We start from the raw sequence: 14,232 nt of genomic DNA, 5'->3' as shown, positions 1-14,232 counted from the left end.
ATGGATAAGATTAAACTGGACACAGTAGAAGAAGCAATTGACGAAATTAAAAAAGGCAATTTCGTTATTGTAGTAGACGATGAAGATCGTGAAAACGAAGGCGATTTAATAATTGCAGCAGAAGCAATTACTCCGGAAAAGATAAACTTCATGGAGACACATGCCAGAGGTTTGATTTGCGCTCCGCTGACATCAGAACGCTGTGACGAACTAGATTTACCAATGATGGTGACCAACAATACCTCTATGCATTCTACTCCCTTCACTGTATCAATCGACCTATTGAAAAACGGTGTTACAACAGGGATATCTGCATACGACAGGGCGCAAACAATATTGGCTCTAACAAAAAAAGAAACTAAGCCGGAAGACTTTGGTCGTCCGGGACATATATTCCCATTACGTGCTAAAGATAAAGGTGTACTAAGCCGTATTGGACATACCGAAGCAGCTGTAGACCTGGCACGTTTAGCAGGACTATATCCTGCCGGAGTATTGATTGAAATAAAAAAAGAAGATGGTGAAATGGCTCGTCTGCCTGAACTGAGAAAGATGGCAGATGAATACAACCTCAAACTTATATCTGTTGCTGACCTGATACGATACAGGCTCGGAAGAGAGTCTCTTATAGAAAGAGGAGCTAAAGTAAAAATGCCAACTGCATATGGAGATTTTGAACTAATTCCTTTCAAACAAAAAGCAACAGGATTAGAACATGTAGCCATTATAAAAGGAACATGGGATAAAGATGAACCGATACTCGTTCGTGTACACTCATCTTGTATGACTGGCGATATTTTTGGATCGAAACGCTGCGAATGTGGCGAGCAACTTCACAAATCGATGGAGATGATACAAAAAGAAGGAAAAGGGGTTGTCATCTACCTCAATCAGGAAGGTCGCGGCATTGGCCTGATGGCAAAAATGGAAGCATACAAATTACAGGAAGAAGGTTACGATACAGTAGACGCCAACCTACACTTGGGATATCGTGCCGATGAGCGCGATTATGGCGTTGGTGCTGCAATTCTTCGCGACCTGAATGTATGTAAAATGCGGTTACTTACAAATAATCCTGTAAAAAGAAAAGGTTTGGAATCCTTTGGGCTTACTGTTGTAGAAAATGTACCGATCGAAGTTACTCCTAACCAGTATAATGAGTTTTATATGCATACTAAAAAAGAACGCATGGGCCATGACTTACATAATGTAGATTAATCTGTTATGTAATTATAGAAATAAGAATATCATATAATCAAAATCGATAGAAAATGACACAAGTATCAGCACGCATAGCGAACCTTTCTGTATCAGAAACTTTAGCAATGTCGCAAAAGAGCAACGAATTGAAGGCTCAAGGAATCAATGTGATCAACCTAAGTGTTGGAGAGCCTGACTTTTATACACCGGATCATATAAAGGCGGCTGCAAAAAAGGCTATTGATGATAATTTTTCATTTTATTCTCCTGTTCCCGGATATCTTTCGTTGCGACAAGCAATAAGTAAAAAACTGGAGACAGAAAACGGATTGAGTTATAAGCCTGAACAAATTATTTGTTCGAACGGAGCCAAACAAGCAGTTTGCAATGCTGTACTAAGTGTTGTTAATCCGGATGACGAAGTCATTATACCTGCTCCATGCTGGGTAAGCTACATAGAAATGGTAAAACTTGCAGAAGGTAAGAGTATTGTTATACATACAGGTATAGAGCAAAACTTTAAAATACCTCCGGCTGAATTAGAAGCTGCAATTACACCTAAAACAAGAGCTATAATACTATGCTCACCTTCCAATCCTACAGGAAGTATATACAGCAAAGCAGAATTGAAAGGTCTGGCTGATGTATTGGCTAAACACCCTAATATAATCATAATCTCTGACGAGATATATGAACATATAAACTATACAGGCAAACACGAAAGTATTGCCCAGTTTGAAAACATCAGAGAAAGAGTAGTAATTATAAACGGTGTATCTAAAGCGTATGCAATGACGGGATGGCGCTTAGGATGGATGGCCGCCCCACAGTGGATCGCTGCAGCTTGTAATAAGCTACAAGGTCAATACACTTCGGGAGCATCTTCTATTGCTCAGAAAGCAGCAGAGGCAGCATATTTAGGCGGACAGCAATGTGTGGAAGATATGCGACAGGCATTTGAACGTCGCCGTGACCTAATCGTAAAACTAGCTTCCGAAATAGAAGGTTTTAAAGTAAACAAACCCGAAGGAGCTTTCTATTTATTCCCTGAATGCAGCTACTACCTTGGCAAATCATACAACGGAAGATCGATCAAAACATCGGCCGATCTTGCCATGTTCCTTTTAGAAGAAGGACATGTGGCATGTGTTGGTGGACTTGCTTTCGAAGCTGCAAATTATATCCGTTTCTCATATGCAACATCTGATGAAAATATCATTGAAGCAATGAAACGAGTTAAAGAGACTCTGGCTAAATTAAAATAAATCAATTTATATAGCTAAGAAGTGGAGATAAGTAATTTATCTCCACTTTTTTATTTAAAATAGATCAAGTTTATGAAAAAAGAAAAATTATAATTTCAAAAAGGCACTTTATCTCATTTTTTATACTTAACTTTGTACCTCAGATATTCGCTTGAGATATTTAGAATATTTGAAATAATGAGAAAGAAAAAGATACAATATTTACTATTATAATAAAAGGAACAGATATGACAGATATCCCGTTCCTTTTTTTTTATCTTTGTAAATAGCTTATTTAACCACATATTTATATAAACAAACGATGCATTTAGACAAACCAGTTCAACTAATTCTTGATGACGGAACAATTTTCGAAGGAAAGTCATTCGGCTCTGAAACCGCAAAAGCCGGAGAAGTTGTATTTAGCACTGCAATGGTAGGCTATACAGAAAGCCTTACCGACCCTTCTTATTTAGGTCAGATACTAGTTGTCACATTTCCTCTTGTTGGTAACTACGGGGTTCCCGATGATACCCTTACCGACGGTATTTCCGATTTTTACGAATCGGAAAAAGTACAAGTAAGCGGACTCATCGTCTCAGATTACTCGCACGAATACTCTCACTGGAATGCTAAAAAAAGTCTGGGAGACTGGTTAAAAGAGCACGACGTACCGGGTATTTATGGCATTGATACGCGTGAGCTAACAAAGATACTCCGCGAAAAAGGTTCGATGAAGGGAAAAATCGTTTTCAAAGGTGCAAACGAAATTGAGTTTTATGATCCAAATATCGAAAACCAGGTTGCAATAGCGAGTTGCAAAGAAGTGCTGACATACGGCAACGGAGAGAAGAAGGTAGTTCTAGTAGACTGCGGTGTTAAGCATAATATCATACGCAGCTTACTAAAGAGAAACGTAACAGTAATACGCGTGCCTTGGGATTATGACTTCAACCAGTTGGAATGGGATGGATTGTTTATCTCAAATGGTCCCGGCAACCCTGATTTTTGCGAAGAAACTGTAAAGAATATTCGTAAGGCAATGGAAGGAAGCAAACCGATCTGCGGAATATGTATGGGCAACCAGCTGCTTTCTAAAGCAGGCGGAGCAACCATATATAAATTAAAGTATGGACATCGCAGTCATAATCAACCCGTAAAGATGGTTGACTCGACTCAATGCTTCATCACTTCACAAAACCATGGCTATGCGGTAGCGAATGCGTCATTAAGTGCAGAATGGGAACCTTTATTTATCAACCTGAATGATGGAACGAACGAAGGTATCAAGCATAAGACTAAACCATTCTTTTCGGCACAGTTTCACCCAGAAGCATGTAGCGGCCCAACAGATACAGCCTTTATTTTCGATTTATTTATTGAAAAATTATAATCCACTATATAAAAAAGCAGCTTAAATGGATATAAATATAGACGTAAAAAAAGTATTAGTCCTTGGTTCGGGTGCATTAAAAATTGGAGAGGCCGGAGAATTCGACTACTCCGGTTCACAAGCCCTGAAAGCCCTGAAAGAGGAAGGAATTGAAACTGTACTTATCAACCCTAATATAGCAACAGTACAAACTTCGGAAGGGAGTGCTGACAAAATATATTTCTTGCCTATTACTCCATACTTTGTTGAGAAAGTTATCAAAAAAGAAAAACCGGATGGAATCCTGTTAGCTTTTGGAGGACAAACAGCACTCAACTGTGGAGTACAACTTTTTCAGGAAGGAATTCTTGAAAAATACAATTTACGAGTTCTCGGAACGCCTGTACAGGCCATCATGGATACTGAAGACCGTGAATTGTTTGTAAAGAAACTAGATCAGATAGATGTAAAAACCATCAAGAGCCATGCCGTTGGCACAATTGAGGATGCAGTAAAGGCAGCTAAAGACTTAGGTTACCCGATCATCATCCGTGCCGCTTATGCCTTAGGCGGATTAGGTTCAGGCTTCTGTGACAATGAACAAGAGCTACGAGCTCTTGCAGAAAAGGCCTTCTCCTACTCTTCTCAAATTCTTGTTGAGAAATCGCTCAAGGGCTGGAAAGAGATCGAATACGAAGTGGTTCGTGACAAGTACGGCAACTGTATGACTGTTTGTAATATGGAAAACTTCGACCCGCTCGGAATCCATACAGGAGAAAGTATTGTTGTAGCACCATCGCAAACATTAACGAACGATGAGTTTCACAAGCTTCGTGAATTATCCATCCGCATCGTAAAACATATAGGCATAGTTGGAGAATGTAACGTACAATTTGCCTTCGATACAGAATCGGAAGATTACAGGGTAATCGAAGTAAATGCACGTCTGAGCCGCTCTTCTGCTCTTGCATCTAAAGCTACAGGCTATCCTCTGGCTTTTGTTGCGGCAAAATTAGGTCTGGGATATGGATTGTTCGAATTGAAAAACTCTGTTACAAAATCTACTTGTGCATTCTTCGAGCCGGCACTCGACTACATTGTGGTAAAAATACCTCGCTGGGATTTAGGTAAGTTCCATGGAGTATCTAGGGAGATTGGCTCTAGTATGAAATCTGTAGGCGAGATAATGGCAATAGGACGTACATTCGAAGAAGCGATACAGAAAGGTCTTCGTATGATCAATATCGGCATGCACGGATTTGCGGCTAATAAGCCTCTGGAAGTGGATGACCTAGATGAGTCACTCAAAAACCCGACAGACAAACGTATATTCTGCATCGAAGAAGCATTCAAAAGAGGATATACTGTAGATCAAATCCATGACCTGACTAAAATCGATAATTGGTTCTTACAAAAACTGAAATACATATATCAATGTTCTAAAGAACTTGAAAAATATGACGATGTGCAGTCTCTTCCTTTAGACTTACTACATACATCAAAAAAGATGGGATTCTCTGATTTCCAGATAGCTAAGATTGTATGTAAAGAACCTACTCTTGTAGAAAGAGTTCAGCACGATGTGCGCCGTATACGTAAAGAGAACGGAATAGTACCTTGTGTAAAACAAATAGACACATTGGCAGCAGAGTATCCTGCTCAAACAAACTACCTGTATATCACATATAATGGTAGAGAAAACGATGTAAAATACTTAGGAGATCATAAATCTGTAATCGTTCTGGGCTCGGGTGCATACCGCATCGGTTCTTCGGTTGAGTTTGACTGGTGTTCGGTGAACGCCTTGCAAAGTATCCGTAAAGAAGGTTATCGATCGGTAATGATCAACTATAACCCCGAAACGGTTTCTACAGACTATGACATGTGCGACCGCCTATACTTCGATGAACTTACATTTGAACGTGTAATGGATATCATCGAACTCGAAAATCCTCATGGAGTAATACTTTCGGTAGGAGGGCAGATTCCGAACAACCTTGCAATGCGCCTTGACGCAGCTAAGGTAAACATATTGGGAACTACAGCTAAAAGCATCGATAATGCAGAAGACCGCCACAAGTTCTCGAGTATGCTCGACCGCATAGGTGTAGATCAACCTCGCTGGAAAGAACTAACATCTCTGCAAGACATCAAAGGCTTTGTAGACGAAGTTGGATATCCTGTGCTGATACGTCCATCATACGTACTGTCAGGTGCAGCGATGAATGTATGTTCTAACGATCAGGAACTGGAAAACTTCTTAGGGTTGGCAGCCGAAGTTTCGAAGAAACATCCGGTAGTAGTGAGCGAATTTGTTGAAAATGCAAAGGAAATAGAGATAGATGCTGTAGCCAACAAAGGTGAAATCATAATGTACGCAATCTCTGAACACGTAGAGTTTGCCGGAGTTCACTCGGGAGATGCTACAATACAATTCCCTGCTCAACGCCTATATATAGAAACAGTAAGACGCATAAAGAAAGTAGCCCGCAAGGTAGCTGAAGAGTTACAGATATCAGGACCTTTCAATATGCAGTTCTTAGCCAAAGACAATGAGATTAAAGTAATCGAATGTAACTTGCGAGCATCCCGCTCCTTCCCTTTTGTTTCTAAGGTTTTGAAAATAAACTTTATCGAACTGGCTACCCAAGTGATGCTTGGCAAAAAAGTAGAGAAACCGAACAAGAATGATTTCGATCTTGACTATGTAGGAATCAAAGCTTCTCAGTTCTCTTTCTCACGTCTGCAAAAGGCCGACCCTGTATTAGGAGTGGATATGGCTTCGACCGGAGAAGTAGGTTGTATCGGGGATAACTTCTATGATGCCATGCTTAAATCAATGCTGTCTGTAGGTTACAAGATTCCGAAAAAGACCGTATTGTTCTCAACCGGCCCGGCTAAATCGAAAGTAGAGTTGCTCCAAGCTGCAAAACTTCTACACCAAAAAGGATATGAATTATATGCAACCGGAGGTTCACAACGATTCCTTGTAGAAAACGGAATTCCTGCAACTCAGGTATTTTGGCCAAATGACAATCAACAGCCAAATGCATTGGAAATGATACACAACAAACAAATCGACCTAGTCGTAAATATTCCTAAGAATTTTACCACCAGTGAGCTCGACAATGGTTACAAAATCCGTCGTGCAGCGATAGACTTTAATGTACCATTGCTTACCAACTCGCGCCTTGCATCAGCTTTTATACAGGCATTTTGTAAGATGAATGTGGATGAGCTTGAAATTAAAGCTTGGAATGAATACGATTAATTGATCTGAATTGACAAATATTAGAATAGCCTGACTATAAAATCAGGCTATTTCTTTTTGGTCTTTTCATTCAAAGGAATCATCACACAAATAAATGTTTTACAACCAATACTAAACTTTTAAAACTACCGTTCATAATATATTATTTTTTAGAATCTGACATATATGAAAAAAACTCTTGCCCTTGTTCTCTTTAGTTTACTTTGTCTGAATTTTAGCATCAATGCCCAAACAAAAAAGTTGATTATAGAGATAAATTCTATACAATCGAAAGAAGTAGTTAGTCTGAAATATAATTCAAAAAATCAATTAATATATATCGAAGAAAAAGGGCCGATTATTTTTCGGGAATTCACTCTAAAATATGACAAAAATGGGAAACTAGCCGAATGCCTTATAAACAGAGATAGAGGCGAAGCTATTAACAATTCTAAATTTATGTATGATAATAACGAATACATTACCGAAGAAGTTAAAAGTAGCGGTAAACAGCTCCGTAAAATAACAGAATATAATAAGATTTATACAGATAACTCAGACAGATTGAGTAAAACAACATTTGAAGATGGGAATCTATGGGAAATGTTCTCGTACGACAATCACAATAATCTTGTAAAATATTCAGTTCACTCAATTTCGGGTAAAAAAGATATAGTGGTTGATTACTCTTTTGATACGAAGAAGTCTATCTTTTCCAGCATAGAAGGTTTACCCCTCTGGTTTTGGACATTACATATGAATAATATGAAATGGTGTAGCGACTTTTTAGGTCACAACAATGCTATTGAGGCTACTACACTAGACTCGAGGTTTGGAACTGACACCAAGGACATTACATACGAGTACGATGCTGAAAACTATCCTATCAAACAATACTATGATGGAGTATTAGCTAAAGAATTCAAATACAAAGCTATTTAGAGAGAAAGATGTGAGTTAAATGTAATTTCAATATTCTCCGTCATGTTCAACGGAGTGAAACATCTCCGACTACATCGACTTTTAGACTAGCGTCTTTTTATCAAAATAAATACAGCTCACGCATTTTTTCAATATCCACATTCAGAATATTCTTCAAAAATGCATCTATTGTACTATGCTCTTTTTTAATCGTATCTAAGCCTGATTTCAAAAATTCAGGTTTGACTTCAAATAAAGACTTCAATGCCGGAGAGGCATTTTTATATTCGGCATATTTATCTGCTAAGTAGGAATTAGAAAGCAAATAGTCGTCCAATATAGTTTCTTCATCTACCCCCAAAGACGATAATACAAGAGCTACCGCCATACCTGTACGGTCTTTCCCGGCAGAACAATGAAACATAAGAGGAATATTTTCTTCATTTTGAAGCAAGCTGAACAACTTTCGGTATCTGTCTATACATATCGGATCTGTAACCAAAAGAGTATTCATTCCTTTCATCAGGGTGTCCGCTTCATCTACTGAAAGTTTATACAAATCATCTTTAGAAGTTGCTACAGTCATAAGATTTCCGGGACTTATACACAAGGGATAGTTCTGTTTTACCGAAACCGGATTTTTATCCGGAGCTTGCATCATTTCTTTTTCAGACCTGAAATCTACGATAGAAACCAAAGGAATAGAAGCCAGATAAGCCAAGTCTACATCATTCAGATTATGAAGATCATCTGAGCGAAATATTTTACCCCATTTCACGCGGCGGCCGTCTTGTGTTTTGTAACCTCCTAAATCTCTAAAATTATATCCTCCAGCCATTGGCAAATGTTGCTCGGATAATACAACTTTTTCGTTGGCTGTGGCTAACACAAAGTAGTACCTCATTGGGTCTGATATAGTCAAAGAAAAAACACCCCTGCCCTGCCCTTTTGCTATTGGTTGGGTATAATCAATATCTTCAAGCGAAGTTCCTGCAAAGAGTGACCATTCGTCAGAAAAATCAATTTTTAATGATGCTGACTTTGATATTTTATCTCTAATTATTGATGTATATTTTGTTATGCCCGACTCAAAATATTGAATACTATCTAACTCTCCTCTTTCTTCATTCGATGCAATCGCAAATCTATCCCAAGTCATAAAATATCAGTTTATTGATTTATCTTATCTATTTTATGCAAGTTAATCAAAATACCGCTGGGCATAATTATTGTTTTCACATTATTAACTGATTATTAAATTATGTTATATATCACACTGATCGCAAACGGGAATTACATAGGGCAAAACCCTTGGGAATAGGTCTGTAGAAGTAATAAGAAAGAAGAAATTAATCATTACTAAACATATAATAAAAAGTTAAAATAACATTTCATATTAAACCTCAAGAAGTTATATACATCTAAGTATCATGAAACAATTAAAAATCGAAAGATTATGAAAAGGTTATTTTTATCATTAGCTATATTGGCTTTTACTTCGCTAACAATAGTTAGTGCACAAGAAGGAAGGCGTAGTAAACGGGGATTTTCTTTACCGCAGGAATTAAACTTAACTTCCGAACAGCAACAAAAAGTGGATTCTGCTAATAATGAATTCAGAGCAAAAATATCGGATTTGAGAAGTAATTCAAATATTTCGAAAGAAGATAGAAGGACTAAAATTAAAGAACTAAGAAGAGAACATCGTGATGCTATAAACAACATTCTGACTCCTGAACAGCAAACAAAGCTGAAAGAACTGCAAAGCAAAAGGGAGAAGGAAATGAGTATGAGAGGCAAAAGGCACGACAGGCAAAGAGAATTAGCAATACAATACAAGAAGGACTTGAAGGACCTCAACCTTACGAATGAACAAAAGCAACAAATAAGAGCAATAAATGAAAACTACAGAACCAAATCGAAAGAACTAGCACTACAACATCGTGAAGATTTGAATAAAATCTATACCCCTGAGCAACAAAGCAAACTAAGAGATATCAGAAAAGATTTCTCAAAGGACAAAACTTTTACTTATGGAAGTAGAAAAGGCATGAAATTAGATAATGCCAGTGTAGAAAAATTAAATGCTTTAAAAGAAAACTACATTAAAGAAAAAAAAGCTATAGAAATGAGCCGCATTGCTCCGGCTGCCCAAAAACAAAAGCTATCTGATTTGCGTGAAAATTTCAGAAAAGAAAGACGTCAGATACTTGCAGATGCGCAAAAGGAAAAGGCTAATAAACAAAATACTCCGGCATAACACATAATACAAAAACTATTTCAATATTCGTAAAACGTCAACTTCCGGTTGGCGTTTTTATCTTATATATATACCACCGGATTATTGAATTGCGAGAAAGTTCACAAAGAATAATGAGAATATTTTATAAAAGCACAAAAGGTATCAGACAATTAATGAAACAATATCAAAAGTGTTACTTTTGTCACCTTTTCGACAGTATAATCTAGATATCAGCCATTTACAAACAATAACATTTGTCACCTTTTGTGAAGATATACCTCCGAATTGTAAACTTTTGAAGCAAACCGCTAAAAAGTAAGCGCTGCTTGATTATATTTGTTCTCTTAATTGATAAAACCATGACATGGAGAAATTACCCGATATAAAAGCTTTCCGATTCAAGGATACATCTTTTGCCAATCTGATGACTAAACGTATTTTTAATGTCTTGTTGATAGCAACGAAATACGATTCGTTTATGTTGGAGGATGATGGGCGTATTGATGAACAGATATTTAATGAATATACATCACTTAATCTAAACTATCCGCCTCGTTTTACTCAGGTATATTCAGAAGATGAGGCCATACGGAAAATAAGTGAAAATCATTATGAACTGATCATTCAGATGCCAAATATGGATGATACGGATATATTCTCTACAGCAAAGCATATAAAAGAATTATATCCTGAAACACCATTCATTGTACTCACGCCTTTCTCTAAAGAGGTATCAAAAAGACTATCGTCGGAAGACTTATCGGGTGTTGATTACGTGTTTAGCTGGCTTGGCAACCCCGATCTTTTACTGGCTATAATCAAGCTAATAGAAGATGGTATGAATGTAGAACATGACACAGAAAGTGTAGGTGTACAAGTTATACTCCTCATCGAAGACTCTGTACGGTTTTACTCTTCAGCCTTACCCACTCTGTTCAAAATTGTAATGGAGGCATCAAAAGAATTCTCGAAAGAGGCTTTGAACGAACACCAGCAAATGTTGCGTATGCGTGGACGCCCTAAAATTATGCTGGCTCGTACTTTCGAAGAAGCGGTTGACATCTATAAGAAATACTATAACAACATCTTAGGTGTTATTACCGATATGAGTTATGCTCATGGCGGGACAAAAGATAAGTTAGCCGGCTACAATTTTGTAAAATGGATGCGGAAGCAACGGCGATTTGCACCAGTGGTTTTTACCTCATCAGAAGTTAAAAACAAAGCTTATGCTGATGAGTTAGGCTGTAGTTTTATTGATAAGAATTCAAAGAGTTTTCCTCGGGATTTGAAAAAGCAGGTGGTCAACAATTTCGGATTTGGAGATTTTATTATAATAGATCCTGAGACCGGAAATGAGATTATGCGAATACGCAACCTGAAGGATATGCAGAAGAATATATTCAATATTCCGGATGCATCGATAGAGTACCACCTTTCACACGATCATTTTTCCCGTTTCTTCTATTCCAGAGCCATGTTCCCTTTGGCTGAGTGGCTAAAGCGTATTGCGGTTACAGATTTTAGCAGTATGGAAGAGGCGCGTCAGATTATATACGATATGATAATAAAATATCGTAAGGTTAAGAACTCGGGAATAGTTGCCACATTCGACAAAGATCGCTTCGATGAGTTTTCTAACTTTGCACGAATGGGTGACGGCTCTATAGGCGGTAAAGGGCGTAGTATCGCTTTTATTGATAATATAATAAAGGAACACTTAGAGTTAAATGAGGATAACAAGATTTCGGTCAAGATTCCTCGTACAGTAGTATTATGCACCGACATCTTTGATGAGTTCATGGAGACCAACGACCTGTATCCAATAGCATTATCAGACAAGTCGGATGATGAAATATTAAGATGTTTCTTTCGAGCGGGCTTACCGGATCGCCTTATCGAAGATTTCATGGTCTTTCTGGATTCAATAGATGCTCCAATTGCCGTACGCTCTTCTAGTCTGCTTGAAGACTCGCACTATCAGCCTTTTGCGGGTGTATATTCAACATATATGATTCCTTTGATGAAAGACAAGTATGATACACTCGGATTGCTTAGCAAGGCTATAAAAGCAGTGTATGCTTCTGTTTTTTACAAAGACAGTAAAACTTATATGACTGCAACACAGAACCTGATAGATCAGGAAAAAATGGCAATAGTGATACAAGAGGCTGTAGGGACTAACTACGAAGATCATTTTTATCCAACTATATCAGGTGTGGCACGATCATTGAATTTTTACCCTATAGGGAATGAACGACCCGAAGAAGGTATAGCCAACATTGTATTAGGTTTGGGTAAATATATTGTAGAAGGAGGTTCGAATCTGCGTTTCTCACCGGCACATCCACACAATATTGTACAGCTGAGTTCCGTAGATTTGGCCTTAAGAGATACTCAACGCTTTTTTTACGCTTTGGATACAAAGAATATTCAAAAGGAATTTACAACGAATGATGGTTTTAACCTTTTGAAGCTAAATATAAAAGATGCAGAAAAAGATGGCTCTATAAAATATATATCATCGACGTACGACCCTGTTGATCAGGTTATATATGATGGATATTATGATAGTGGTCGAAAGATAATATCGTTTGCAAACGTTTTACAGCATAATGTTTTCCCTCTTGCTGAAATTCTACAGCAAGTTTTAAAAATTGGACAATCGGAAATGGGACGTGCTGTAGAGATAGAATTTGCTGTAGATCTGAAAGAAAAAGGAGAAGGGATATTTTATCTGTTGCAAATAAGACCAATAGTACAAAATAAAGAATTGCAGATTGAAGATTTGTCTCGGATAAAACCGGAGGATGAGATATTACACTCGAATAATGCTTTAGGCCACGGAATTATAAGTGATGTGCATGATATTATCTACGTGAAAACAAAGAATTTCAATGCAGCTAACAACACAAAAATAGCGACAGAGATTGATAAACTGAATGCTGAATTTTTGGAGAAAGAGAAAAACTACATACTGGTAGGTCCCGGAAGATGGGGAAGCAGTGATTCTTGGCTAGGTATTCCGGTTAAATGGCCTCAAATATCGAATGCTCAGGTGTTAGTTGAGCTTACCTTGGATAACTATAAAATAGAGCCAAGTCAGGGTACTCATTTCTTTCAGAACCTGACATCTTTTGGCGTTGGATATTTCTCTATCAATCCGTTCACATCTAAAGATGGTTTATTTGATGAAGATTATCTGAATAAACAACCTGCGGTCTTCGAAACTGATTTTATACGACATGTTCAGTTTCTAAATCCGATGGTTATAAAGATAAATGGAAAAAAGAACATTGGAACCGTACTGAAACCCGAACAAATATAAATTAATTGTTTATGAGAATAATAATTGGGATAATCTTACTTCTATCTTTTGTTGCTATTGGGCTGAAGGCTCAAAATGTAGGGCTTGCAACTTATTATGGCAAGAAATTTAATAACAGGAAGACAGCCAGTGGCGAAATATACAAAAAAGACAGCATGGTTTGTGCTCATAGGACATATCCTTTTGGCTCTCTATTGAAAGTAAAGAGTTTAAAGAATGATAAAGAAATAATTGTCAAGGTTATCGACCGAGGTCCTTTTAGGAAGAAATGCATAATAGATTTATCATATGCTGCAGCGAAAGAGCTCGATATGGTACATCATGGTTTGATGAAAGTAGAGGTGTCGGAATATATTAAACCGATTCAAGATACCATTAAGTCGGATAGCATCGCTATGATAAAAAATCCGCTTGTAGAGTGATACTGAGTGTTAGATATTTAGTATATTTGGAGGTAAAATTTGCGATTAATCACACAAAAAATCTTGTATCTTGAATAAAATATTATATCTTTGCAGTCGCTAACTCAAAATGGTTCCTTGGCCGAGTGGTTAGGCACCGGTCTGCAAAACCGTCTACGGCGGTTCGAATCCGCCAGGAACCTCTGGATATGTTGAAGGAATAGAAAGAAAAATTCTATTCCTTCTCTTTTTCAAAGACTTACGTCCTCTGTGG

General features: G+C 37.6%; 9 protein-coding genes and 1 tRNA gene. 9 read left to right on the top strand and 1 reads right to left on the bottom strand.

Features of this window, described 5'->3' with window-relative positions; all coding sequences use genetic code 11:
- From E4T88_RS12435 to E4T88_RS12415, 5 genes are all read left to right on the top strand, one after another.
- Positions 1-1,218, top strand: coding sequence for a bifunctional 3,4-dihydroxy-2-butanone-4-phosphate synthase/GTP cyclohydrolase II (locus E4T88_RS12435; protein WP_135105898.1), 1,218 nt, complete (start codon positions 1-3; stop codon positions 1,216-1,218).
- A gap of 53 nt (positions 1,219-1,271) precedes the next feature.
- Positions 1,272-2,465, top strand: coding sequence for a pyridoxal phosphate-dependent aminotransferase (locus E4T88_RS12430; RefSeq protein ID WP_135105895.1), 1,194 nt, complete (start codon positions 1,272-1,274; stop codon positions 2,463-2,465).
- 301 nt (positions 2,466-2,766) lie between these two features.
- A complete protein-coding gene (carA, locus tag E4T88_RS12425; RefSeq protein WP_135105893.1) occupies positions 2,767-3,837 on the top strand; it encodes a glutamine-hydrolyzing carbamoyl-phosphate synthase small subunit in 1,071 nt (356 codons plus the stop codon).
- A 25-nt stretch (positions 3,838-3,862) separates the two neighbouring features.
- Entirely contained in the window at positions 3,863-7,087 is a 3,225-nt protein-coding gene (carB, locus tag E4T88_RS12420) for a carbamoyl-phosphate synthase (glutamine-hydrolyzing) large subunit (RefSeq protein ID WP_135105891.1), read from the top strand.
- 165 nt (positions 7,088-7,252) lie between these two features.
- The gene (locus tag E4T88_RS12415; RefSeq protein ID WP_135105889.1) at positions 7,253-8,008 is read left to right on the top strand and encodes a hypothetical protein; all 756 of its coding nucleotides are present in this window, start codon (positions 7,253-7,255) and stop codon (positions 8,006-8,008) included.
- 100 nt (positions 8,009-8,108) lie between these two features.
- On the opposite strand, the gene E4T88_RS12410 is transcribed toward E4T88_RS12415, so the two are convergent.
- A complete protein-coding gene (locus tag E4T88_RS12410) occupies positions 8,109-9,146 on the bottom strand; it encodes a tyrosine-protein phosphatase (RefSeq protein ID WP_135105887.1) in 1,038 nt (345 codons plus the stop codon).
- A 297-nt stretch (positions 9,147-9,443) separates the two neighbouring features.
- Between E4T88_RS12410 and E4T88_RS12405 the strand changes: the two genes are divergently transcribed.
- The 4 genes from E4T88_RS12405 to E4T88_RS12390 all read left to right on the top strand — a co-directional run bounded on the left by E4T88_RS12405 (position 9,444) and on the right by E4T88_RS12390 (position 14,161).
- A complete protein-coding gene (locus E4T88_RS12405; RefSeq protein WP_135105885.1) occupies positions 9,444-10,247 on the top strand; it encodes a hypothetical protein in 804 nt (267 codons plus the stop codon).
- Between the two features lie 346 nt (positions 10,248-10,593).
- Positions 10,594-13,557 (top strand): PEP/pyruvate-binding domain-containing protein, encoded by a 2,964-nt coding sequence (locus E4T88_RS12400; protein WP_135105883.1) that lies wholly within the window; start codon positions 10,594-10,596, stop codon positions 13,555-13,557.
- 11 nt (positions 13,558-13,568) lie between these two features.
- Positions 13,569-13,979 carry a septal ring lytic transglycosylase RlpA family protein gene (locus E4T88_RS12395; protein WP_135105881.1) on the top strand — a complete coding sequence of 137 codons (411 nt, stop codon included), beginning with the start codon at positions 13,569-13,571 and terminating at the stop codon, positions 13,977-13,979.
- Positions 13,980-14,090: 111 nt separating this feature from the next.
- Positions 14,091-14,161 (top strand) — tRNA-Cys (locus E4T88_RS12390).
- Positions 14,162-14,232: the final 71 nt, after the last annotated feature.

It is taken from the genome of Dysgonomonas mossii (assembly GCF_004569505.1).
GTDB lineage: Bacteria > Bacteroidota > Bacteroidia > Bacteroidales > Dysgonomonadaceae > Dysgonomonas.
Note: the sequence above shows the minus strand (reverse complement) of the source record. Positions and strands in the feature narration are given on the sequence as shown.

Excerpts from the sequence above, each read along its gene's own strand:
- E4T88_RS12435 (WP_135105898.1), top strand. The coding sequence starts at position 1 with ATGGATAAGATTAAACTGGACACAGTAGAAGAAGCAATTGACGAAATT.
- E4T88_RS12430 (WP_135105895.1), top strand. The coding sequence starts at position 1,272 with ATGACACAAGTATCAGCACGCATAGCGAACCTTTCTGTATCAGAAACT.
- carA (WP_135105893.1), top strand. The coding sequence starts at position 2,767 with ATGCATTTAGACAAACCAGTTCAACTAATTCTTGATGACGGAACAATT.
- carB (WP_135105891.1), top strand. The coding sequence starts at position 3,863 with ATGGATATAAATATAGACGTAAAAAAAGTATTAGTCCTTGGTTCGGGT.
- E4T88_RS12415 (WP_135105889.1), top strand. The coding sequence starts at position 7,253 with ATGAAAAAAACTCTTGCCCTTGTTCTCTTTAGTTTACTTTGTCTGAAT.
- E4T88_RS12410 (WP_135105887.1), bottom strand. The coding sequence starts at position 9,146 with ATGACTTGGGATAGATTTGCGATTGCATCGAATGAAGAAAGAGGAGAG.
- E4T88_RS12405 (WP_135105885.1), top strand. The coding sequence starts at position 9,444 with ATGAAAAGGTTATTTTTATCATTAGCTATATTGGCTTTTACTTCGCTA.
- E4T88_RS12400 (WP_135105883.1), top strand. The coding sequence starts at position 10,594 with ATGGAGAAATTACCCGATATAAAAGCTTTCCGATTCAAGGATACATCT.
- E4T88_RS12395 (WP_135105881.1), top strand. The coding sequence starts at position 13,569 with ATGAGAATAATAATTGGGATAATCTTACTTCTATCTTTTGTTGCTATT.